22 protein-coding genes are annotated in these 22,297 nt (G+C 35.7%); 11 read left to right on the plus strand and 11 right to left on the minus strand.

The genetic code is table 11. The features are described 5' to 3' along the window. Window positions 1–63 precede the first annotated feature (63 nt). Entirely contained in the window at window positions 64–963 is a 900-nt protein-coding gene (locus tag I5M32_RS09425) for a MerR family transcriptional regulator (protein WP_200585986.1), read from the minus strand. Between the two features lie 73 nt (window positions 964–1,036). Then, complete coding sequence (locus I5M32_RS09430) at window positions 1,037–2,575, minus strand: cryptochrome/photolyase family protein (RefSeq protein ID WP_200585987.1); 1,539 nt, start codon at window positions 2,573–2,575, stop codon at window positions 1,037–1,039. A gap of 80 nt (window positions 2,576–2,655) precedes the next feature. Between I5M32_RS09430 and I5M32_RS09435 the strand changes: the two genes are divergently transcribed. After that, window positions 2,656–3,660 (plus strand): YncE family protein, encoded by a 1,005-nt coding sequence (locus I5M32_RS09435; RefSeq protein ID WP_200585988.1) that lies wholly within the window; start codon window positions 2,656–2,658, stop codon window positions 3,658–3,660. Window positions 3,661–3,667: 7 nt separating this feature from the next. Here I5M32_RS09435 and I5M32_RS09440 read toward each other — a convergent pair whose 3' ends face one another. Together I5M32_RS09440 and I5M32_RS16860 are read right to left on the minus strand one after the other, a co-directional pair. Continuing rightward, complete coding sequence (locus tag I5M32_RS09440; protein ID WP_200585989.1) at window positions 3,668–4,969, minus strand: DASH family cryptochrome; 1,302 nt, start codon at window positions 4,967–4,969, stop codon at window positions 3,668–3,670. Window positions 4,970–5,006: 37 nt separating this feature from the next. Then, window positions 5,007–5,159 (minus strand): DUF2256 domain-containing protein, encoded by a 153-nt coding sequence (locus tag I5M32_RS16860; RefSeq protein WP_200585990.1) that lies wholly within the window; start codon window positions 5,157–5,159, stop codon window positions 5,007–5,009. Window positions 5,160–5,338: 179 nt separating this feature from the next. Here I5M32_RS16860 and I5M32_RS09450 point away from each other — a divergent pair, with 179 nt between their 5' ends. Next, the gene (locus tag I5M32_RS09450) at window positions 5,339–5,626 is read left to right on the plus strand and encodes a TIGR03643 family protein (RefSeq protein WP_200585991.1); all 288 of its coding nucleotides are present in this window, start codon (window positions 5,339–5,341) and stop codon (window positions 5,624–5,626) included. 1 nt (window position 5,627) lies between these two features. Here I5M32_RS09450 and rluF read toward each other — a convergent pair whose 3' ends face one another. The 4 genes from rluF to I5M32_RS09470 are packed head-to-tail and all read right to left on the minus strand — an operon-like array spanning window position 5,628 to window position 9,082. Further along, a complete protein-coding gene (gene rluF, locus I5M32_RS09455) occupies window positions 5,628–6,362 on the minus strand; it encodes a 23S rRNA pseudouridine(2604) synthase RluF (RefSeq protein ID WP_200585992.1) in 735 nt (244 codons plus the stop codon). 2 nt (window positions 6,363–6,364) lie between these two features. After that, window positions 6,365–6,913, minus strand: a complete 549-nt coding sequence (rfbC, locus tag I5M32_RS09460) for a dTDP-4-dehydrorhamnose 3,5-epimerase (protein WP_200585993.1) — start codon at window positions 6,911–6,913, stop codon at window positions 6,365–6,367. Window positions 6,914–6,949: 36 nt separating this feature from the next. After that, window positions 6,950–7,249 (minus strand): DUF4286 family protein, encoded by a 300-nt coding sequence (locus I5M32_RS09465; protein WP_200585994.1) that lies wholly within the window; start codon window positions 7,247–7,249, stop codon window positions 6,950–6,952. Window positions 7,250–7,273: 24 nt separating this feature from the next. After that, window positions 7,274–9,082, minus strand: coding sequence for a tetratricopeptide repeat protein (locus I5M32_RS09470; protein WP_200585995.1), 1,809 nt, complete (start codon window positions 9,080–9,082; stop codon window positions 7,274–7,276). A gap of 181 nt (window positions 9,083–9,263) precedes the next feature. Here I5M32_RS09470 and I5M32_RS09475 point away from each other — a divergent pair, with 181 nt between their 5' ends. From I5M32_RS09475 to I5M32_RS09510, 8 genes are all read left to right on the plus strand, one after another. Continuing rightward, complete coding sequence (locus I5M32_RS09475; protein WP_200585996.1) at window positions 9,264–11,159, plus strand: S9 family peptidase; 1,896 nt, start codon at window positions 9,264–9,266, stop codon at window positions 11,157–11,159. 3 nt (window positions 11,160–11,162) lie between these two features. Next, window positions 11,163–12,833, plus strand: a complete 1,671-nt coding sequence (locus I5M32_RS09480) for a sensor histidine kinase (RefSeq protein ID WP_200585997.1) — start codon at window positions 11,163–11,165, stop codon at window positions 12,831–12,833. A gap of 1 nt (window position 12,834) precedes the next feature. After that, entirely contained in the window at window positions 12,835–13,524 is a 690-nt protein-coding gene (locus I5M32_RS09485; RefSeq protein ID WP_200585998.1) for a response regulator transcription factor, read from the plus strand. A 2-nt stretch (window positions 13,525–13,526) separates the two neighbouring features. Next, window positions 13,527–14,186 carry a hypothetical protein gene (locus tag I5M32_RS09490; RefSeq protein WP_200585999.1) on the plus strand — a complete coding sequence of 220 codons (660 nt, stop codon included), beginning with the start codon at window positions 13,527–13,529 and terminating at the stop codon, window positions 14,184–14,186. Window positions 14,187–14,438: 252 nt separating this feature from the next. Continuing rightward, window positions 14,439–15,326, plus strand: a complete 888-nt coding sequence (locus I5M32_RS09495) for a phosphatase PAP2 family protein (protein ID WP_200586000.1) — start codon at window positions 14,439–14,441, stop codon at window positions 15,324–15,326. A 198-nt stretch (window positions 15,327–15,524) separates the two neighbouring features. After that, complete coding sequence (locus tag I5M32_RS09500; RefSeq protein WP_200586001.1) at window positions 15,525–15,803, plus strand: RNA polymerase sigma factor; 279 nt, start codon at window positions 15,525–15,527, stop codon at window positions 15,801–15,803. Between the two features lie 125 nt (window positions 15,804–15,928). Continuing rightward, window positions 15,929–16,081: a hypothetical protein gene (locus tag I5M32_RS17005; protein ID WP_394370318.1), complete on the plus strand. Its 153-nt coding sequence runs from the start codon at window positions 15,929–15,931 to the stop codon at window positions 16,079–16,081. Between the two features lie 231 nt (window positions 16,082–16,312). Beyond that, on the plus strand, window positions 16,313–16,771 hold the full coding sequence (locus tag I5M32_RS09510) for a DUF2147 domain-containing protein (RefSeq protein ID WP_200586003.1): 459 nt from the start codon (window positions 16,313–16,315) through the stop codon (window positions 16,769–16,771). 179 nt (window positions 16,772–16,950) lie between these two features. On the opposite strand, the gene I5M32_RS09515 is transcribed toward I5M32_RS09510, so the two are convergent. The 3 genes from I5M32_RS09515 to I5M32_RS09525 form a co-directional block, all read right to left on the minus strand. Beyond that, the gene (locus I5M32_RS09515; RefSeq protein WP_200586004.1) at window positions 16,951–17,718 is read right to left on the minus strand and encodes a COG4705 family protein; all 768 of its coding nucleotides are present in this window, start codon (window positions 17,716–17,718) and stop codon (window positions 16,951–16,953) included. A 192-nt stretch (window positions 17,719–17,910) separates the two neighbouring features. After that, window positions 17,911–18,330 (minus strand): PepSY-like domain-containing protein, encoded by a 420-nt coding sequence (locus tag I5M32_RS09520; RefSeq protein WP_200586005.1) that lies wholly within the window; start codon window positions 18,328–18,330, stop codon window positions 17,911–17,913. A 302-nt stretch (window positions 18,331–18,632) separates the two neighbouring features. Continuing rightward, entirely contained in the window at window positions 18,633–19,625 is a 993-nt protein-coding gene (locus I5M32_RS09525) for an aspartate-semialdehyde dehydrogenase (RefSeq protein WP_200586006.1), read from the minus strand. A gap of 64 nt (window positions 19,626–19,689) precedes the next feature. Between I5M32_RS09525 and I5M32_RS09530 the strand changes: the two genes are divergently transcribed. Continuing rightward, the gene (locus tag I5M32_RS09530; protein ID WP_200586007.1) at window positions 19,690–22,296 is read left to right on the plus strand and encodes a lamin tail domain-containing protein; all 2,607 of its coding nucleotides are present in this window, start codon (window positions 19,690–19,692) and stop codon (window positions 22,294–22,296) included. Window position 22,297: the final 1 nt, after the last annotated feature.

Below are 22,297 nucleotides of genomic sequence, written 5' to 3' on the forward strand. Positions count from 1 at the left end.
AAAAATAGGTTTGTAAACCAGTAAATTAATGCTATTAATTAAATTTAATTATGTGCTTGTAGGTTATTTATAAGCAGAGCCGTTAAGATGGTGCACCTGATCTATAAATTCTTGTATGTTTTTGATAAAAATGGTGTTTGGGATAGGAGAGAAAGTATTACAAGAAATTTGTGCACCGGCCAAAATTAAAGGAGTATCATTAATTTTTTCTTTGATCTTGTGGATCAGATCTTCTAATTTAATTTCTGAATTTGCGATGGTAAGCACCGTAAAAACAAAGTCAGGTTCATAATATTCTACTACCTCTCCTAGGCTTTCAAAGGGCATATCTTGCCCTAAATATAATGCCCTGTGCCCATTGTTTTTAAGAAGGTATTGCGCAAATAGCAAACCTACTTCGTGGTGTTCTTGTGGGGGTAAAAACAAGATGAAGCGTTTAGAGTTTTCGTTCTTGGCACTCTTTAGTTCATAAGTATCGTGAATTATTTTTTGTTCTATTTTTTGGGTGGCGAAATGTTCATGCGCAGCATTTATAGTGCCTACTTGCCACATAAAGCCCACTTTGCGCATAAATGGGAAGATGATCTCACATATCGCTTTCTCCATTCCCAAATCGTTTACGCAACCGTTTAATACTTCATCAAACTCATGATCATCCATTTTTAACATGGCGTTTGATAGCATCTGGACTTGTACGTTGATATTATAGTGATCTTCTTGAAGTTTCTTTACCAATAGATTTATCTCGGCATTATCCATCTTGGATATCCTACTGATTTTGTAGCCGCTTTCATTTAAAGCGGCAATGTTTAAAAACTTACAAAGATCATGATCATCATAATACCTGATGTTGGTTTCTGTACGTTTAGGGGTAAAAAAATTGTAACGCTGTTCCCAAACCCTTATGGTATGGGCTTTAATACCTGTTAAATTTTCAATATCACTAATAGAGAATTTTCTCAAAACTTATGTTTTAACAATGTATTTGGTTTGGGTTATTTGTTTGGGTAACAAATTTATTAACAGTTTGTTTATTTTACAATGAGTTTAAGTTTGATAGGTAATGATTGCCCTGGTTTACGATTGTATCTATTTCTGATTTGTCCATTTTTTCTAATAACCTGTACACCATCCCTATACGGGCATTTTTTTTCAATTTATCTTCATGTTTGATATAGAAATTCCAGTACAAACTATTAAACGGACAGGCTTTGTCTCCATGTCTTAGGTTTTTATCGTACTTGCAACCGCTGCAATAATTGCTCATTTTATTGATGTAATTGGCAGATGCAACATAGGGTTTAGAACCTATTAAACCACCATCTGCAAATTGGCTCATGCCACGGGTGTTGGTTATCTGTACCCATTCTACGGCATCGGCATAAACGCCAAGGTACCAAGCATCCACTTCATTGGGGTTTGCGCCTATCAATAACGCAAAATTTCCGATTACCATTAACCGCTGGATATGATGGGCATAAGCATGGTCTAAAGAGTTATTGATGGCATATTTTAAACAATTCATTTTTACTTTGCCATCCCAAAACCAAGAAGGTAATTTGGTTTTATTATCCAAATAATTTTTTGAGGCAAAGGCCGGCATTTGGTCCCAATAAATTCCACGCATATATTCTCGCCAGCCGATCACCTGCCGTACAAAACCTTCTACCTGTGCAATATCGATCTCCTTTTTATTCGCCTGCCAAGTATCAATAACCTGATCTACCACTTCTTTTGGAGAGATCATTTTTAGGTTTAAAGAAAAAGAAAGACAAGAATGGAAAAGCGTATGGTGTTCTTTTAGCATGGCATCTTCATATCTGCCAAACGATGGGAGCAACTCATCACAAAAATACTTTAGAACTTTTAATGCTTCTTTTCTGCTTGTTGGGTAAGGGAATTCTTTTGGTTTGATGTTGCCGAAATAATCAACTTTAAGATCATCTAAAAGTTTAACAATATCAGAAACATCTTTTTTGAATAGTAGGGGGGCTTTTAGCGGATATTTACCATCGTATTTTTTTCTGTTTTCATGATCAAAGTTCCATTTATCGCCAAATGGTTCTAATTTATTATCAACCAGTAAATGGTGTTTTTTACGCATATCGCGGTAAAAGCTTTCCATTAAATATTGCTTTTTCCCTTTAAAAAAATCTTTTACGTCTTCACGGCTGGTGTAAAAATGTTCGGTATCAAAAACCTGTGTTTCAATTTCTAGGTTTTCGCAGATTTCTTTTATTTGTTGGTCTAAGCGATATTCATCTGGCAGTTGATATTCAAATTTTTCGATTGATAATTTTTCGATAAGGTTTTTTAGGTTTTCTTTAAAGTTTTGCTGATTATCCTCATCATCTAATCGAAAGTAAATGATTTGATGACCCTCATTTCTCAATTCTTCGGCAAAGTTTCTCATCGCCATAAAAAAACCGATTATTTTTTGGATATGATGCTTCACATATTGCTGTTCTTGCATCACTTCCATTATGATATATGTAACCTCATTATCTTTTTTATTAAACCAAGAATGATGATGGTTAAGCTGATCGCCTAAAATAAGTCGGAGTGTTTTTGCCATTTAGAATAAACAGCAAAGATTGAAATTGTGTTTTGATATGAATCTAAAATTAAATAAGTTTAAAAAAAAATATCAAAAAAATGAAAAATTTAAGTCGCATTTTAACTATAATTTGTCCCATTTTATTTTCATTCTCAGCAATTGCACAAAGTAATTTTTCTTTTCAGAAAAAAATATCTTTAAAAGGAAGCGGTGGCTGGGATTATATGCTTTTAGATTCACAAAAAAGCAGATTGTTCGTTTCGCATGATGATAGAGTTCATGTAATTGATTTGAACTCTTACAAAGAAACAAAAACTATTAAAAATTTGCATGGTGCACATCATATAGAAATTGCCCCAACTTTTAATAAGCTATTTATATCTAACGGAGATAATAATACTGTAACTGTGTATAATTATAGCAGTTTAGACAGCATAACTACTATCGCAGTTGGAAATGAAAATCCAGATCCAATGTGTTATGATGATTTTTCTAAGAAACTTTATGTGTTTTGTGATAACAATAAATCTGTAATCATAGACCCAAAAAACAATAAAATAACAGGAAGTATCGCATTAGGAGGAGCACCTGATTTTGCTTTTTCTAATCATAAAGGATTTATTTATAATAATCTTGAAGGTTCTGATGAAACTATTATTATTGATGTAAAGCAGCAAAAAGTTATTAAAAGATTTCCTTTACCAAAAGGTGCTGCACCAACCGGATTAGCTTTGGATGATCAAAACAAAAGGTTGTTTGCAATTTGTAGGGGAATTAATAAAATGGTGGTGCTAGATTCTGAAAAAGGTACTATGATTATGCAATTTCCAATTGGAGGAAATGACGATGGTATTCATTTTGACAAAGATCGTAAATTGATTTTTTGTTCTGCCGGTGCAGGAAAAGTTATTGTAATAAAACAATTATCGAAAGATAACTACGTGGTATCAAAACAATTTAATACCCATTTTGGTGCAAAAACAATGGAATATAATAAATCTAAAAACGAATTATATTTTTCTGCGGCAGATAGAGTTAAAAATTCGGATAAATTAAGCCCTGATAATTTTGGAGTTTATGTTTTTAAAATTACTGATAAATAATTTTAATTTAATTTTCTAACCAAAGCTTTCTATACTCCCCTTTCGGATCATAATCATCAGCTTGCTTTTCAATATTAAAATGGCGGTTTTCACGGGGATCGTTACCAACGCCGGCAACATAGGCCCAATTTCCCCAATTGCTCGCCGGGTTATAATCGATCAGTTTTTCTTCAAAATAGGCAGCGCCCCAGGTCCAGTTTACCTTTAAATCTTTTACCAAGTAAGAAGCCACGTTTTGGCGGCCACGGTTGCTCATAAAACCGGTTAAATTCAGCTCTTTCATATTGGCATCTATAAAGGGGATGCCAGTTTCGGCATTTTTCCATTTTTCGAAAAGTTCTTCTTGGTTTTCGGCGTGTTCATTTTCTTTGCCTTTAAAACCACCTTCCATAAAAAATTGGGTACCGTGTTTTTTGAACATAAAACGGAAATAATCTCGCCACAAAAGCTCAAAAATCAGCCAATAGGTACTATCGTTTGCGCCACGCTCTTGTTCGTATTTTTTTATCTCCCAGTAAACTTCCCTTGCAGATAAACATCCGGCGGATAGCCAAGCAGAAAACTTTGAGCTATAATCTGCCCCAATCAACCCATTTCGGGTTTTTTTATAGGTTTTTAGTAAATCGGTATCCCACAGATAATATTTTAATCTTGCTAAACCTTCGGTTTCACCGCCCTTGAATTTTATAGCGGTGCGATGGTCTGTTCTATTATGCTCTGCCCCTAAATCTTCTAAACTTGGTAAAGTGGTTTCTTCTAAATCTTTAGGTACGGTAATTTTTTGAGGAGATTCAAAAGCGGGGCGTATGATACCTTCTCGCTCTGTTTTTTTACGAAAAACGGTAAATACATCTGGGATGTCTTTTATAGGGAAGGGCAGATCTTCTTTATGGTACATGGTATGCCCAATAAAATGTTTTAGGTTGATCTGCTTTTTCCAAAGGGCATCTTCTACTTTTGAGGAAATATCTGTTTCTTCAGAAGCTACTTCACGGTGGTGATATACTTCATTAACGTTGTATTTTTCGCAGATCTGTGGGATAAGTTCTTCTGGATTACCTTGTAATACCAGTAGATCTCCCCCTAATTTTTGTAACGATTTTTTAAGATCGGCAACGCTTTCTAACAGGAATTGGGCCCTAAAGCCCCCTGTTTTTTTGGTGTTAAAGATGGTTTCCCTAAAATAGCGAGGATCAAAAATGAAAACAGGAACTATGGTGGATGCTTTTTGGGTAGCTTCTAATAAAATTTCATTATCATGTATGCGTAAATCATTTCTAAACCAAACAAGTATCGTTTTTTCGCTCATTTTTTATCTTCTCAGTTTTCTTTTACAATATTGCTTATTATTTAATATTTCGGCAAAGGTTTGAACAATATTTTACTTCGTCCCAACACTTTTCCCACTTTTTGCGCCAAGTAAATTCTTTTTGGCAAGTTAAACACACCTTTTTTGGTAGGTTGATTTTTTTTATTGTTATACCTTTTTGATTTAACATTAGGTTAGATTTCTTTTGGTTAGACGATAAACATTGTTAATTGCTGCATTAGGGATTGAAGCGGCATCCTTTTTATGCAAATAGCCGTTTTGCAAATGGCATAAAAAGATATAGCGGAAAGCCCGCCCGAATGCCCTAATTTTTATTAAACAATAGAAGCTAAAAGATGTTTGTAATGGATGAAAAGGGATTTTAAAGATCTAACAGATAGAGAGACGGATAGGATCATAGAAATGGCATGGGAGGACCGTACGCCTTTTGAGGCCATAGAATTACAGTTTGGTTTGCCAGAAAAGGATGTGATTAGGTTGATGAGAAGGGAACTGAAGCCCAATAGTTGGCGTTTGTGGCGAGAAAGGGCGCACCAAGTTTCGCACAAGCATCTGAAGAAAAGGAGTGATGATATTGGACGTTTTAAATGTACCTTACAAAGGCAAATTACTTTAAACAAAATCTCTAAAAGATAATTTAAGCGGTTTTACTAGAATTTGCCACCATTTTCATGATCTCTGCCAGTTCTTCTTTGCTAAGGTTTCGCCATTTGCCCAAAGGGATATTACCAAGTGAAACGTTCATGATGCGGGTGCGTTTCAGTTTTTTTACTTCGTAATCTAGGTGTTGGCACATTCTACGGATCTGCCTGTTTAAACCCTGGGTAAGGATAATCTTAAAAACCGTTTCGCTTTCTTGCTTTACCACACATTTATTGGTAACGGTGTTTAAAATAGGTACACCGCTGCCCATTTTTTTTATAAAGTTTGGGGTAATGGGTTTGTTTACCGTTACGATGTATTCTTTCTCGTGATTATTCCCTGCCCTTAATATCTTGTTCACGATATCGCCATCACTGGTTAAAAAAATTAGGCCTTCGGATGCTTTATCTAACCTGCCGATCGGGAAAATACGTTTTGGGTGGCGGATATAATCTATGATATTGCCTTCAATATGTTGGTCTGTGGTGCAAGTGATGCCTCGGGGTTTGTTAAAGGCGATGTAGATGGAGTCTTCTTCTTTTTTAAATTTAACTTTTCTGCCATCAACCCTTACATCATCTGTACTTAAAACACGATCGCCCAAAACCGCTTCTTTTCCGTTGATGGTTACGCGGCCTTCTGTGATAATGCGGTCTGCTTCACGGCGGGAGCAAAAGCCGGTATCGCTGATGGCTTTGTTTAAGCGTAAACCTTCTTTTGGGTTTTGCATATTTAAAACGGACTTTCTATCGTTGCAAAATTTGGGAGAATTGCATCTTTTGGAGAAACCAAGGCATCTTTTTCATCTATTCCCCAATTGATCGCAAGGTCTTTATCGTTCCAAATTACGCCAACTTCTGCATCTTTTTGATAAAGGCTGGTACATTTATAACTGAAAATGGTATTGTTTTCTAAGGTAACGAAGCCATGCAGAAAACCTGGTGGCACCCAAAACATCGTATTGTTTTCTCCGCTTAATTCTATGGTAAAATGTTGCCCAAACGTGGCTGAAGATTTTCTGATATCTACGGCAACATCCATCACTTTGCCTTGCACTACCCTTACCAATTTACCTTGTGCATAAGGATTTGCTTGGGCGTGTAAGCCCCTTAATGCACCTTTATGAGAAAAAGATTGGTTGTCTTGCACAAAATCTGCAACTATACCAGCATCGGCGAAAGCCTTTTTATTATAACTTTCAAAAAAATAACCTCTATCGTCTTTCCATATTTTAGGTTCTATGATCAGTAAGTCTTTGATTGGGGTTTGGATAATGTTCATTTATTAAGTTTAGAGTTAAATTGGAAAGTTACGGGATTAAATTTTTTCTAATACGCTCCTAAATGATACCACTTGATCGCCAAACTTTTGCTGTACATCTTGTTGTAATTTAGGGGCATAGTTTTCTCTATAATCTTTTAAATCTTCGGGATCTTCTGCGATATATTGTGCGCAGAAGGTGGTCCCTTCGTTTACAGGTTCTGTTAACCGATATAGATTTGAGGTGGTAAATTTGCCAGTTGCCATTACTTCTGGGATATGGATTTCTTGCATATAGGCCAAAAAATCGTCTTTGATGTTTTCTTCTACTATGCTGGTAACGTTATAGATAATCATTTGCCAAAGTTAGCATTTGCGATTTTAATTAATCGTATCGCCCCGCAAAATTCTAAATCTTTTTCTAGCTTCGATAGTGTACAAACTGCCCGGATAATCATTTATCAATTGATCAAAATGCTTTTGGGCATTTGTTTTATCGTTTAACTTATCGTTTTCTAAAACACCCAATTGAAATAAAGCATCATCTGCCCAAATACTTTGATTATAATTAGAGATCAGACTTTTATAGGTATCGGCAGCTTTTGTAAAATCTTTTTGTTTGGTGTAGATCTTTGCCTTTAGCATCAAAATATCGTCTAATAAATCTGTTTGAGGATAAAGAACGGCAATGCTATCTAAAGTGGTAAGAGATTGATCATTTAGATTTTTGTACTGCAAAAGATCTGCTTTGGCGTATAGTTTTAATGCGTTTCCGGTGGTATCAAAAACTAGGTTATCTTGGATCAATAAACTCAGATCTAAAGCATCGTTTGCGATCAGTTGGGATGTTGATGCTTTTAGAACATCTAACTGTGCCTTTGCCCAGGTAAAATCTCCGTTGTAGAACGAAAGTTTGGCGTTTTTAAATTTTGCCTCTTGCCCCAATTCTTCATTGGTAAAAGATTTTTCTACTTGTCCGTACAACAGGGCGGCTTCCCACCGCTCGTTATTTAAGATATAAATATCTGCTAGGTCCAGTTTTATTTGGGCAACGGTTTCTGGCCTGCTGTTTGGGAAATTTATGGCATTCTCTAATAATTGCTGGGCATCATCTAATTGGTTTAGATAAAATGCTTTTAGGTTTGCCAATTGCCTGATAGCGAATATGGTTTGCGCATTGCTACCAAACTCGGCAAGTAACTTTTCATAATCTGCAACTAAGCCTAAAATATCTTCTTTGGTATATTTCTCTTCTAAGATCTGTTTGTTTTTGCAACGTAAAATAGCCACTCTTGATGCGATATAATAGGTGCTATTTGGGCCTTTGCTGATCAAATAATCATAAACTTTATTAGCGGTAGCGTAAGCTTTGTTTTCTATCAATAGATCGGCAAAAGAGAATAATTGGCCACCATTTCCATTTGTTCTTTTGTCTAACGCGATCAACTGTATCAAAGCCAAATCAAATTGTTGCTGTTGCATATATTGCCAAGCCAATAAATTGATATAGTTGGTGTTCTGCGGGTTTTTTTGGATTTTTTTTAATAAAAGGCTTTTAAGTATGTTATAATCATCGTTGTTTTCATAAGTCTTAGAAAGGCTTGCTTTTGCCATTGGTAGCATTTCTGGTTGGGTATCCACAAGGTTTAAGACTTCTTGCGTCAACTCTTCTTTCATCTTTTTGTATCTATACAGATTGATCAGTTCAAAAGCGAAAGCACCGTTATCTTTTAACAATCTGCGGCCCTCAACTAAAGTTTTTATGGCATAATCAAAATTACCGGTACCGTAGAAGGCATTGGCAACATCGTTTATGGCAAACTGATCGGGCTGCATTTCTTTAACAACGCCATCATAAATTTTATCGGCAGAAGCCAGGTCTCCTTTTTCTTGGTAAAGCGCACCAAGATCTAAACGGGCTATGGGGTTTTGTTTTATTTCTTTTTGGATGATTTTTTCGGCATCGTTGTATAATTTAAGTTTTAAAAGTGTGTTCAAATACTCGCGATAATAAATGGAGGAGCCATTCTTTGATTGATAAAGGTTTTTGTAGATAGTTAAGGCCTTGGCATAATCACCGTTATTATAGAATTGGTTTGCTAAAGCATCTTGATTGCTTATCTGGGCCATTACGGGCTTAAATAAGATGGTAAAAGCAATAATGAACGATAACAGCAACCTTTTTATCATGAATGATAGGATTATAAATTTAAAAGAGACTAAGCCCGATTTATATTAAATACGTTAGGATTAAAGTTGTATTTTAAATGTTACCATATAATTTATCCTTGATGGGTTAGAATTAGTTATTTTGGAACAATATTTTGGCCATCATCTTTTTGGCTATCAAATATTGAAATAAATTAAACCAATGTTGGAATTTTGCAAAAAATATTTTTTTACGGTTTGCTTAATCGCATGTGTTACGGGGTGCATAAAATCCAAAAAAGCAGAACAGCTTTCTACAGAGACCTTTTTTAAAGACCCAGATCAATCTTCTTATCAAATTTCGCCAGATGGTAAGTTTTTATCTTTCTTGAAACCTAATAATGGGAACCTAAATATTTATGTTAGGTCTTTAAGCGATGATAAAATTGCGCAGGTTACTAAATTGAGCGGGCAATCTGTTAAATATTATTTTTGGGCGGGTAACGATAAGCTTTTCTATATGCAAGAGAAGGATAGTTTGGATAATTACCAAGCTTATACTATAAACAAAGACGGCAGCGATAATCTTTTGATAAAAACACCGCCAAAAAGCAAAGTAGAGGTTATAGACCAAATAAAAAACGATAATAATACCATTTTAGTTGCTGTTAATGATCGTGTTGCCGAGTATTTTGATGTTTATAAACTGGATATCAACACGGGTAAGAGAACGCTTTTTATTAAAAACCCAGGCAACATTGTGCAGTGGGTATCTGATGATAACGGCAATGTTAATTTAGCCGTTGGAAGTGATGGCGTTAATGAAACCATTTATTTTAGAGCTAATAGTAGCCAGAAATTTAAGCCCGTAATTACCAATAACTTTAGAAGTTCTTTATCTCCCTTCGGTTTTACCAATCAGCCAGATCATGTTTATGCCTTATCAAACCTAAACAGGGATAAATTGGCTTTGGTAGATTTTAACTGTAAAACCGGCAAAGAGGTAAAAGTGATCTATGAGAACCCCAATGCCGATATTATGGATGTGGTTTACTCTAAAACGCTAAAGAAACTTGCCTATGTAACTTATGAAATAAATAAAAGGGAAATCCATTTTTTAGATGATAGGTACAAGGATATGTATGAAGATATACGCACCTTGATACCTAACCAAGAAATTAAGATCGTAGATAAAGACCAATATGAAAACAAGTTTATCGTAAGGACCTTTACCGATAAAAACCCCGGTTCTTATTATCTATACCAATCTAACACCAACAAGATACAAAAATTAGGAGACGTAAACCCTCAAATTAAACCCGAGGAAATGTGCGAAATGAAACCCATAAGCTACCAAAGCCAAGATGGCTTAACCATACATGGTTATTTAACCTTGCCAAAAGGAAAAAAGAAAAGCGAGCTGCCCTGTATAGTTTTTCCGCACTCTGGGCCATCATTAAGAAACACTTGGGGCTACAATGCCGAAGTACAGTTTTTGGCAAATAGAGGTTTTGCCGTTTTACAAATGAATTACCGTGGTTCTGTTGGTTATGGCAAATCTTTTAGAAATGCTGGTTATAAGCAATGGGGCAAGCTGGTACAGAATGATATTGCCGATGGCGTTAAATGGTTGATCAACCAAAACATTGCCGACCCTGCCAAGATCGGGGTTTATGGTTATGGTTTTGGTGGGTTTTCTGCCTTAAATCAAGCAATTTATTATCCAGAATTATATAAATGTGCCGCATCATACTCTGGCTACATCAATCTCTTTACCTATCTAAAGGGATTCCCGGCCTATTATAAACCCTATCAGCAGATGATGAACGAAATTGTTGGTAACCCAGAAAGCGACATCGATTATTTGAGGTATTCTTCGCCAATTTTTCAAATAGATAAAATAAAGCTGCCATTATTTATTGCCCAAGGCGCAAGGGATAGCCGTGTAAACGTAAATGAAACCAATCAGTTTGTTAAAGAACTAAGGAAAAGACAGATTAACGTGAGCTATATGCTTAACGAAAACGAAAACCATGTTTTTAGGGACATGAACAATAGATTGGCATTTTACAAGCAACTTGGCAATTTTTTTGGCAAACAGTTGGCCACAGACAAATAGCGGATGAAGGCGAAGAACAACAGCTACCGAAAAAATTTCGCTCTGATCATTTCTTTTATGGTACTGATCTCTGTTTCACTGGTTTTAGCCTTGATCTTGGGATATAAACTGACCAAAAAATACATAGAGAATGAATTTTCTGCGCTTAAAATAGATGTACTAGAGAAAACCATTGCCCCTTACAACACGCTGTTTCAAAATAAGATCCCAGAAATTTCTTTTTATCAAGGATTTTTGGATTCTACCTCGGCAGAAAAATATGCCGATACCGTTTTAAAAAATTATCCTTTTGTAGAGAAAATCCTCTTTTACGATGCGCAGGTAAGTAACCATCATATAGAGGATGGTTTGCGGATAGGGAACTTTTCTGTTGGCATTAAAAAGCTATACCAGTTTGGGGCAAACATCAAACAGAAAGACAAGACCATTTTTGATGGGAAACATCCCGGCACTTTGTCTTTAAGCAGCGGAGACGAGTTTAATAAAATAAGCTTAAAGCTGGCCAGCTATATAGAAACGGCAGATACCACCAAAGCTTTAAGCAGTGAGCAGATCTTTAGGGTGTTTTACAGCATCGTTAATAATAAAATCAGCTACATGAATATCCCAAGGAGGGACGACATAAAAATATACCAAGATCTGATGTTTAAAAAACTGCCTCCTTCTCCTTTTTATGAGCAAGATGTATTCTCTTTTGAGCTTAATCCGCAGAAACTGAAGATCATAAATAACCATCCAGAGCTTTACCAGTTCATAACCATAAAGCCTCTTTCTTACGATCCAATTTTAGAAAAACCCAATTTGATCACAACTGATATAGCCTTACCCGGCGCTTTTTCTGATTATAAGATGTATTTTGGTAGTGAGCCGGGTTTTCTGGGAAAAGAGGTAAACCATCGTTTTTATCCGATAGGGGTGGCGGTTTTTATGGTTTATTTGATATTGGCGTTCATCACATTTTTAATTTATAGGAACCTTAACATCAACCAAAAGCTATTTAGTTTGCAGTATGATTTTATAAACAATTTAACACACGAGTTTAAAACCCCGGTTTCGGTAATCAAGATAGCGGGTAACAATATTAAAAACTCTAAAGAATTATCAGATAAAGAAAGAAACCATTACGGTAAAATATTAGATGAAGAGGCAGATAAACTTAACGATTTGATGAACAAGCTTTTATCTTTTACACAGATAGAAAACAAAGCCATAAAAATAAATTATCAAGAAATTAATTTAGAAGTTTTTGCGCAAAATGCGATAGATGCTTTCCAGCTAAAATACCCAGATTATGAAATACACCTAGAAATCAAAAAGCTCAAAACTTTTTCTACAGACCCGGTTTTACTCAATAGCATTTTTCATAACCTGATAGAGAACGCCTACAAATATGCCAATGAAGGGCAAAAAGATTTAAAGATTTGCATCTACAAAGAAAAGAAAGATATTGTGTTTTCTTTTAAAGACAGGGGAATTGGCATAGAAGCCAAAGAATTGAACCATATTTTTAAGAAATTTTATAGGATACAGAATAAATATAACCAACAGGGTAGCGTTGGTTTGGGCTTAGCTTTCTGCAAAGAATTAGTTAATTTTATGAACGGAAAAATTACCGTTAAAAGCAAAATTGGTAAAGGATCAGAATTTGAAGTTACCTTACCTTATGAGAAATAATATGCAAAAAGAAATAAAAATCGCCATCGTAGAAGACGACGAAAACCTAAGGTTTTTGGTAAGCAATAGGTTAGAAAAAGAAGGTTATAAAATTGTTGAGGCCAGTGATGGCAACATGGCCATTAAATTGATCTTAGAAGAACAGCCTAATATTGTTTTATTAGATTGGATGATGCCCGGCAAAGAAGGCTCTGAGGTTTGCAGCGAACTGCGAAAAAAAGGTTTTGAGAATATCATTATCATGATGACCGCAAAATCACAAGATTTGGATAAGATTGATGCCTATAATTTTGGCGTTTCTGATTATGTGACCAAACCTTTTAATATGGATGTTTTAGTAGCCATGCTAGATAGCAAGGTTAAATATTTGGTAAATGATAAGCCAGATCATAGTAAGTTTGGAGATATGGAGCATCATCCTAACATACATTCTTTAATTAAGGAGGGCAAAAAAATAGAGCTAACCATTTTAGAAAACCGCATTTTACTGTATTTCTTAGAGAATAAGAACAAAGTGGTGAGCCGTGATGATTTGATGATGGAAGTTTGGGGCTATAATTCTGATGTAAACACCCGTACTTTAGATATGCACATTGTTAGATTAAGAAAAAAGATAGAATCTAATGCAGATAGGCCCGAGTTTTTAAAGACCATTAGGGGCATTGGCTATCTTTTTAAAGATGAAGAGTAAAGATGAGGTATGTTTTTTTAGTTTTTATCTTAATCATATCACTATCGGCAAAAGCCCAAAAACACTTTCAGTTAAAAGTTTACGATCATAAAAAGTTAGAAAATCAAACTTTAAAAATCTTTTCAGAAAACGGTATCATCTCGCTAAGGGCTTTAAAACCCAATGTGATCAAAGTCGGTTTTTCTTCTTTACCAGATTTAGACCCTAAGCCCAAACAAAATAACGGCGTTTATGTAAGGGTAACGCAAAATTTGGATGATGTTTTTATGCAGACAGATTCTTTGCTCATCATCATCAATAAATTAAATTTTTCTATTAAATATAAATCTTTAAAAGAGAAACTGTACACCATCAATACTTTCGATAATCTAAGTGGTTCTGATAAAAACCTGGTCTTTTTAACCGCTGAAGATGAGGTTCTTTCTTATTCAAAAAATAAATCGATAAAAGAGGGAATCAATAAAAATATTTCTTTAAACGTCTGTTCTTCAAAAGGATATGCCATTGTTTTGGATAAAAAACAACAAGATTTATTAAAATCTATCGAATTAGATCATAAGATTTTAAAAATCTATAATAGTGATAAAAGTAAAATGATCGGATATACTTTTATTGCCGAGCATAAAAATAAAATACGGGCTGTGTTAAAAGGCTTAAAGTAATAACATCAGCCAATTTCTCTTTTAAACCTGCTCTGTAAATATTATGGTAAGGCATCAAAAACTAAGTTCAAAATTTCTTCAGTATTGTATGCGTAGTTTATGATTTTAATGAGAGTTAGGCGGTAAAAGCCATGTTTTCATTTTAAACCAAAACCCTTTTAGCTTGCTGTTGTAGAACTTAGTTTTGGCAGATCAGGCTTCTTAAACGCTAAAGAGTAGATCTAATAGATAAATTTGAATTGGCCTTTTTATATGTTTAAACCAACAGCATTGTTTTTCTTTTTGTTTTTGATGGTTGGTTTAGCTAAGGGGCAAGTTTTAGATACCGCTTTTACAACAGCTAAAATAGATACCACAGCTTTAAAGCAAATATATCCAAAACCAGAAAGGTTTGGGTTTATTACGCACACCCCAGTAGATTTATGGCAACTTACCAAATCGCCGTTTCAAAAAAGCAATTTTAAGGGTGTGGCTTTGGTTGCAGCCTCAACGGGTCTGCTAATCTGGCAAGATCAACATCTTCTAGATGCGGCTCAAAACTTTGGTAGATTTATCGAACTAAAACCCGATGTTGGCTTTAACAATATATTGAAAGCAGGTTCTACCCGTTTGGTTAAAATACCTAAAAACTTAAATACGGGGCTTTACCAGTTGGGCGAAGGCGGTACAAGTATGTATATTGCAGCAGGGTTGTTTATTTACGGAAAATTTGAGCATGATAACAGATCGTTGCAAACCGCCAGTGATTTAACAGAATCTTTTTTTGCCACCGGCATAGCCACTCAAATTTTAAAGAGGGTTTCTGGTAGGCAAACCCCATCAAGTTCTACCGTAGATGGTGGTTATTGGTCTGTTTTTCCTTCTTTTAAAGCTTTTCAAAACGATAAACCAAACTTTGATAGTTTCCCATCGGGGCATTTGACAACCATGATGGCCACGGTAACCGTATTAGCAGAAAATTATCCAGAAAAAAAATGGATAAAACCCGTAGGCTATTCTTTGATCGGGCTTACGGGTTTGGCTATGCTTAATAATGGGGTACATTGGGCCGGAGATTACCCTCTTGCGATCGCTATGGGATATCTTACCGGGAAGATCATCACTAATAGGCATCTAAAAAACCATTTATCTTTTAGGTAACTATATATTTTAATAATGCTTCTGGATTTGTTTATAGGCATCAAATTAATTGATTACGAACAGATTTTATGAACAGCCATTGCAGAGCATAAAACTTTAAGCTTTAAAGGCAAAAAATCCAAATTAGTTAACAAGAATAGGATAACAGTTAAACAGAGCCATGGTTACGCATATTAGTATTTCAATCTTATCCTCAAGATGATTAACCCAACCGATCAGCAAATTCTTGATGAAATAGTATCAGGGAACCAAAAAGCATTTGATGAATTATACCGGCGGGAGTATAAAAGGCTCTTTATGTTTTCTTTAAAATATATCCACGATCAAACGATGGCAGAAGAAGTGGTTCATGATGTGTTTATCAAAATCTGGAACCAAACTTCTTCTTTAATTATACAGCAATCTCTTAGTAGTTATTTAACAAAAGCTGTTTTTAATCTAAAGAATTTTCTAACGCTTACGTCGGGTATTGAGTGAAAACATGTGATTTTTTTATGGGTAAACATATTCATAAAAGCTATAATAAGAATTTGCTTTTGTAGCATTTGTTTTGTCAGATAAAATATAGACTGAAGGTATTAATTGAAGAAGTATCAGAAACATTGAAGGCCGTTTGTATACAATTATCATCAATATATGAGATTCATTTTTTAGAGATTGGCTATGATGAAGACCATGTTCATTTTTTGATTCAGAGTGTTGCCTATTATTTCTCCAAAAAAGATAGTAAACACGTTAAAGAGTTTGACAGCTAAAGAGGTATTCAGTTTACATCCAGAAGTGAAAAGGTTTTTGTGAGGAGATAAGTTTTGGCCGAGTGGTAATTATATTAACACAGTTGGGCAGTATGCTAATGAAGATATAATAAAAAAGTATGTTCAAGGTCAATGAAACAATCAAGAATATAAATGATACATTCCTCACAGTTGAGATTATTTTAATACGGATCGAGGTAGTCTATTTTACGATTAACAAAACCAAAAACCATGGGCATTAAAACATTATTAATAACTTTTGTAATGCTATTTCCGCGTACGGAGATTAAAAGCGCACTTCTACAAGAGAACCTTATCTTAGGGAAATGGATTTCAGTAAAAAAGAACGTTATTGTTGATGTTTACAAAGAAAATAATCTGTTTAGGGCAAAGGTGATATGGTTTAGCGATGCCGATAACCCGGCCAAGCCAATGGCCACCAGAACAGATTGGCGCAACCCAGATGCCAACCTAAGATCGCGTAAACTGTTAGGTATGGATATTTTGAAAAACCTTACCTATAAAAGCAGTTCTAAAAGATGGGAAGACGGCCTCATCTACGATCCTTTGAGCGGCAGAGAGTGGAGTTCTGTAGTTTATTTTAACGATCAGAAACAATTAGAAGTAAAAGGTTACTGGCATTTTGAGTTCATATCAAAAACAATGATCTTTAACAGATTGAAGGATTGATATTAGAATTGTGATTCTTTTGTGCCTTAATGACAGAAACTATCTTCTATTAAAATTCAATCCAAAAGCATAACCGCTTTTACCCTAATGTTGGGTTGATGGGCGGTTGTGCCTATTTCAAAATACTTAATTTGAAGCTAATCCAAAAAACATAAAATCCCTAAGATTCTTGCTTTAAATCAGCTAGCTGTAGCAGATATTTTAGCCGATTTTCTCTTCTCTAATATAGAAAGGTAAACCACCAAGCCTAATATAGAAGCTAAAAATATAGCATTTATTATGCCCGTAGGGATAGCTAAACCCCCATCTTTGTTAGACTGTGTCAATAAATCGCCAATTGAAGCACCAAGCGGACGGGTTAAGATATAAGCCAACCAAAAAGCGAGTATGGCATTTAGGTTTAAATAGCGATAGGCTGCATAGATTAAGGCTATGGTGCCAATAAATATGCTGCCAGCTAACAAATAACCCAGTCCTAAACTTTCAGAGAGCAGATCGCCACCAGAAGTACCCAAAGCAAAAGTGAACAGGATTGCCGCCCAATAAAAAAACTCGCGTTTAACGGTATTTATTTTATGCACCGATAAAGTCTTCTCACTTAAATACCATGCAACAAAAACGATGATAAGGCCGCTTCCAAAGCAAATAGTTGTAGTTGTTAAACTTACACCAAGGTTATCTACCAAATTATCAGATATCAAGGTTCCCATCACACTGATAAATACAACCACCAGCCAATAGATCCAAGGGACATATTTTTGATACTTAAACTGTATAAAAAGCACAATGATAAGCAAGGCCGCCATTACATAAGAAGTATTTACCAAACCCAGGTTTAGGTTGATATTGAGAAAATCTGCGGCAGTTTCTCCAATTGTGGTAGCCATTATTTTTATGATCCAAAAAGCTAAGGTAACTTCAGGCACTTTATTGAGTATCTTTTTCATTTTATTTTGGGTTCTTTAGCTAAGTAAATTCTCAACTATTTTTATTAATAAATTCTAATGATTTGTTTGATAGCGGTTATATCACTTCAGCTCTAAGGATATTATGCTATGCTACATTTTATCGGTAGGTTAAAATGAAAAAAGGAATCCATTTATAGATTCCTTCCTTCAAGATCAATACCAAAACCGATATTAATCGCCCGCTGCTTCTTTGATAAACTTACCGGCTTCTGTAAACAGCATATCTTTACCGTTCACTTCTGCTTCATACTGCACCTCGCCATTGGCCTTGGTAATTTTTGCAGCCTCTTTGATTTTTGCGCCTTTGTGCATTTTCATCACATTGTCTGTTACCACCTTTGGCAATTCAGAAACTTTGATCTCCATTTCCTTTTCTAGAGAAGTTCCATTAGAGGAATAGATTACGCTCATTTCATGCCCCATCTGTTCAAAACCGGCTTCGTAATTTGCGCCCTCTTTTTCCCATTTTACTTTGGTGCCGGGGTACTCTTTGTTAAAACTGCTTTTTACGGCATCGGGTACTTTTACTTGTGCACAGGCGGTAACGCTGAGTGCTACGGAAGCTGCGAGCATTAAAATCAAATTTTTCATAACTATTTTTTTTGTTTACGATAAATGTAATCGTGAAATCTGAAAACATCTTGAAGAACCGATAGCGTTTTGCAATTAATTTATTTGAAAAAACAAAGATCAAGGTTTGTTTTGCTTGGTAGGTGCCAAAACCAAAAAAAAAACATTAAGGCTTTTACAAAACGATAGGCAACCAATAAGAGAAATTAAACTCCTTTAGAATTCGGGGAAACCGTTGTTTACAAAAATAAAGACATCTATTTTAACATGCAAAAAGCCTTCGGGTTTCCCAGAAGGCTTTACATTTTATTAATGTTTACAAATTATCCTATCAACTTTTGTTCTAACAAATACTCGGCAATTTGAACCGCATTAGTTGCGGCACCTTTACGCAAGTTATCGGCAACGCACCACATATTCAAAGTATTGACTTGCGATTCATCTCTGCGGATACGGCCTACAAAAACTTCGTCTTTTTCATGCGCATCCATCGGCATTGGGTATTTTGCATTTGAAGGGTCATCCACCACAATCACTCCAGAAGTTGCCGCTAGCAGCTCACGCACTTTTGCTAGATCAAAATCCTTTTCAAACTCTATGTTTAACGCTTCAGAATGGCCGCCCATCACTGGGATCCTTACGGTTGTTGCGGTTACCCGGATGCTTTCATCGCCCATAATTTTCTTGGTCTCCAAAATCATTTTCATCTCTTCTTTGGTATATCCGTTAGCTTGGAAAACATCAATTTGAGGAATCACGTTTAGATCTATGGGATAGGCGTAGGCCATTTCTCCTTTGATGCCTTTTCGTTCGTTCATTAACTGATCAACCGCTTTAACGCCTGTACCGGTAACAGATTGATAAGTAGAAACTACAACCCTTTTGATTTTATACTCGTCATGAAGGGGCTTTAAGGCCACCACCATTTGTATGGTACTGCAATTTGGGTTGGCAATAATTTTATCTTCAGCAGTTAAAACATCGGCGTTAACTTCTGGCACTACCAACTTTTTTGTTGGGTCCATTCTCCAAGCAGAAGAATTATCAATCACGGTAGTTCCCACGGCGGCAAATTTTGGGGCTTGCTCTGTAGAAGTCGAACCTCCGGCAGAAAACAAGGCCACATCTGGTTTCATGGCAATGGCTTCATCAACAGTTACAACTTTGTATTTCTTTCCCTTAAAATCAATTTCCTTGCCCTTGCTTTTTGCCGAAGCAACCGGAATTAATTCTGTAACTGGGAAATTGCGCTCTGCTAAAACCTTTAACATAACCGTACCTACTAGGCCGGTTGCGCCTACAACTGCAACTTTCATGATGTAATTTTAATTTAAAATAATTTATTATTAATATCTTGTGGGTGTTTTTACAGGCGCAAATATGAGAAAGTTTTTACTAGTTTTTATTCTGTTTACCTCAAAAGTTGCATTTTCACAAGTTAATGAAAACTTTTCTGATGGAGATTTTACCCAAAACCCCGCTTGGCAAGCAGATGCGGTATCAAATTTTACCGTAGTAAACGGGCAGCTGCGATCAAACTCAACAACTTTAAACTCAAATTTTTATATTTCTACGCCAAACTCAAAAGCTTTAAACTGTACTTGGGCATTTGATGTGAATTTACAATTTGCCACCTCTGGAGCTAATTATGTAGATGTTTACTTAATTAGTAACGTTGCCGATTTAAAAAGCACCAACATTAACGGTTACTTTTTAAGGATGGGGAATACCAATGATGAGGTTGCCTTGTATAAAAGGTCGGGGAACACGGGAACAAGTGTGAAAATTATTGATGGGAGAGATGGCTCGGTAAGCAGCTCTTCCAATAATCCTTTTAAATTTAAGATAACCAGAGAAAGCAACGGCAACTTTACGTTAGAAAGAGACAGTACGGGTACTGGAAATTCTTTTATATCCGAAGGCTCTGTTATCGATAATACCTTTACTACTACAAGTTCTTTTGGTTTTTTTATCCAACAATCCACGGCATCTTTTCAACAAAAACATTTTTTTGATAATATCGTGATTCAAGATATTATCCCAGATGTTACGCCACCAGTATTAAACACCGCCAACACCACCAACGGAACAAATATTACCTTAAATTTTAATGAACCGCTTGATGCAAATGACGCTGCAATCGCCAATCATTATAACATTACGCCTGGGAATATCCAACCTAGCAGCGTTACGGTAAATGGCGCTGTGGCTACTTTAAACTTGGCCAATCAGCTAGCAACCGGGAATTACACGGTAACAGTTAGTTCTGTTAAAGATATTAAAGGAAATACGGCCGCACCTCAAAGTAAAGGTTTCGCTTATCATAAGCCTTATACCGCACAACCCAATGATATTGTAATCAACGAGATTTTTGCAGATCCTAGCCCCCAGGTAGATTTACCAACTATGGAGTTTGTAGAACTTTGGAACAGGAGCACAGAAGATATTAGTTTGGCAGGTTTTAAGTACAGCGACCCAACCACCATCGCAACTTTTGGTAACGATAGTATCAAAGCAAATTCTTATTTAATTATATGTGCCAAAGCAGATACCTTAGAGTTTAAAAAATTTGGGAAAGTGATTGGGCTTTCTCCTTGGCCAACGTTAAATAATAGCGGCGATCTAATTACTTTGGCTAATCAAAACGGTACCATACTTTCTCAAGTAAATTATTTTGACACTTTTTACAAAGATGCTGTAAAGAAAAACGGCGGTTGGACATTAGAACTCATAGATCCCAATTCTACTTGTAAGCCATCACAAAATTATTCTGCAAGTATAGATCCAACCGGCGGAACTCCCGGTAGGCAAAACTCTATTTATTTGAGCAACCAAACTACTGCTCCCTTGCAGCTCCTGTCTGCAAGTGTGAAAGATAATAAAACCATTTTGCTCACATTTAATAGGGGTTTAGATAGCTTACAGGCAACATTACCTTCGCATTATATGATCAATAATGGGGTGGGGCAGCCACAAACGGCCATACCTCTTTCGCCTTCATTTTCTACCGTAGAGTTAGATTATGCACAAGCATTAAACAGAAACCAAACCTATACGGTTACGGTAAACGGAGTTTCAGATTGTGGGGTAAATACAATAACTAATCAAACATTAGAATTGGTTTACCCTGCTTTAATTGCCAAAGGCGATGTTTTGATCAACGAAGTTTTATATAACCCCAAAAGTGGCGGCGTAGATTTTGTAGAGGTTTACAATAATTCTGATAAGATATTAGACTTTAAGGATTTAAAAATAGCCACAAAAGATGCCGTTAAAGATTCTGTTGTGAGCATAAAAATAGTAAGCGGCAATACTTTGCTTTTTCGGCCAAAAACCTATTGGGTTATTACCACCAATCCAGATACGGTTAAAGCACAATACCAAACCCAAAACAACAATTTTATAAAATTGAGCAGTTTACCATCTTATTCTGATGTGAGCGGCAGTGTGATTTTATTGAACAAGGATAGTTCTAAATTAGACCAATTAGATTACAACAAAAATATGCAGTTTGCTTTGTTGAAAGACTTGAACGGCGTTTCTTTAGAACGAAGCAGTTTTTCACAACCCACAAACGCTGTAGGTAACTTTAGATCTGCAGCCGCATCTGTAGGTTATGCTACCCCAGGCTACAAAAACTCGCAATTTTTAGAAGATGTAACCCCGGTAGAAGAAATTTCTTTCGCTTCAAAAACCTTTTCGCCAGATAACGATGGCTACCAAGATGTGCTCCAAATTTTATATCAATTTTCAAAGCCAAATTATGCCGCAAACGTTACGATCTATAATGATCAAGGTGTATTGATACGTAAGTTGATCCAAAACCAAACATTGGCAACTTCTGGTCAGTGGATTTGGGACGGCTTAGATCAAACCAGCCAAAAAGCAAAAACTGGGATTTATATTATCTACACAGAGATCTTCGATTTAAACGGAAACGTGAAAAAGTTTAAGAATACTGCTGTTTTAGCAGGTAAGTTTAATTGAT

The sequence above is a fragment of the Pedobacter segetis genome (assembly GCF_016623585.1).
Classification (GTDB): Bacteria; Bacteroidota; Bacteroidia; order Sphingobacteriales; family Sphingobacteriaceae; genus Pseudopedobacter; species Pseudopedobacter segetis.

What these genes read in the sequence shown, in the direction of transcription:
- I5M32_RS09430 (WP_200585987.1), bottom strand. Translation starts at nt 2,575, where the DNA reads ATGGCAAAAACACTCCGACTTATTTTAGGCGATCAGCTTAACCATCAT.
- I5M32_RS09435 (WP_200585988.1), top strand. Translation starts at nt 2,656, where the DNA reads ATGAAAAATTTAAGTCGCATTTTAACTATAATTTGTCCCATTTTATTT.
- I5M32_RS09440 (WP_200585989.1), bottom strand. Translation starts at nt 4,969, where the DNA reads ATGAGCGAAAAAACGATACTTGTTTGGTTTAGAAATGATTTACGCATA.
- I5M32_RS16860 (WP_200585990.1), bottom strand. Translation starts at nt 5,159, where the DNA reads ATGTTAAATCAAAAAGGTATAACAATAAAAAAAATCAACCTACCAAAA.
- I5M32_RS09450 (WP_200585991.1), top strand. Translation starts at nt 5,339, where the DNA reads ATGAAAAGGGATTTTAAAGATCTAACAGATAGAGAGACGGATAGGATC.
- rluF (WP_200585992.1), bottom strand. Translation starts at nt 6,362, where the DNA reads ATGCAAAACCCAAAAGAAGGTTTACGCTTAAACAAAGCCATCAGCGAT.
- rfbC (WP_200585993.1), bottom strand. Translation starts at nt 6,913, where the DNA reads ATGAACATTATCCAAACCCCAATCAAAGACTTACTGATCATAGAACCT.
- I5M32_RS09465 (WP_200585994.1), bottom strand. Translation starts at nt 7,249, where the DNA reads ATGATTATCTATAACGTTACCAGCATAGTAGAAGAAAACATCAAAGAC.
- I5M32_RS09470 (WP_200585995.1), bottom strand. Translation starts at nt 9,082, where the DNA reads ATGATAAAAAGGTTGCTGTTATCGTTCATTATTGCTTTTACCATCTTA.
- I5M32_RS09475 (WP_200585996.1), top strand. Translation starts at nt 9,264, where the DNA reads ATGTTGGAATTTTGCAAAAAATATTTTTTTACGGTTTGCTTAATCGCA.
- I5M32_RS09480 (WP_200585997.1), top strand. Translation starts at nt 11,163, where the DNA reads ATGAAGGCGAAGAACAACAGCTACCGAAAAAATTTCGCTCTGATCATT.
- I5M32_RS09485 (WP_200585998.1), top strand. Translation starts at nt 12,835, where the DNA reads ATGCAAAAAGAAATAAAAATCGCCATCGTAGAAGACGACGAAAACCTA.
- I5M32_RS09490 (WP_200585999.1), top strand. Translation starts at nt 13,527, where the DNA reads ATGAGGTATGTTTTTTTAGTTTTTATCTTAATCATATCACTATCGGCA.
- I5M32_RS09495 (WP_200586000.1), top strand. Translation starts at nt 14,439, where the DNA reads ATGTTTAAACCAACAGCATTGTTTTTCTTTTTGTTTTTGATGGTTGGT.
- I5M32_RS09500 (WP_200586001.1), top strand. Translation starts at nt 15,525, where the DNA reads ATGATTAACCCAACCGATCAGCAAATTCTTGATGAAATAGTATCAGGG.
- I5M32_RS09510 (WP_200586003.1), top strand. Translation starts at nt 16,313, where the DNA reads ATGGGCATTAAAACATTATTAATAACTTTTGTAATGCTATTTCCGCGT.
- I5M32_RS09515 (WP_200586004.1), bottom strand. Translation starts at nt 17,718, where the DNA reads ATGAAAAAGATACTCAATAAAGTGCCTGAAGTTACCTTAGCTTTTTGG.
- I5M32_RS09520 (WP_200586005.1), bottom strand. Translation starts at nt 18,330, where the DNA reads ATGAAAAATTTGATTTTAATGCTCGCAGCTTCCGTAGCACTCAGCGTT.
- I5M32_RS09525 (WP_200586006.1), bottom strand. Translation starts at nt 19,625, where the DNA reads ATGAAAGTTGCAGTTGTAGGCGCAACCGGCCTAGTAGGTACGGTTATG.
- I5M32_RS09530 (WP_200586007.1), top strand. Translation starts at nt 19,690, where the DNA reads ATGAGAAAGTTTTTACTAGTTTTTATTCTGTTTACCTCAAAAGTTGCA.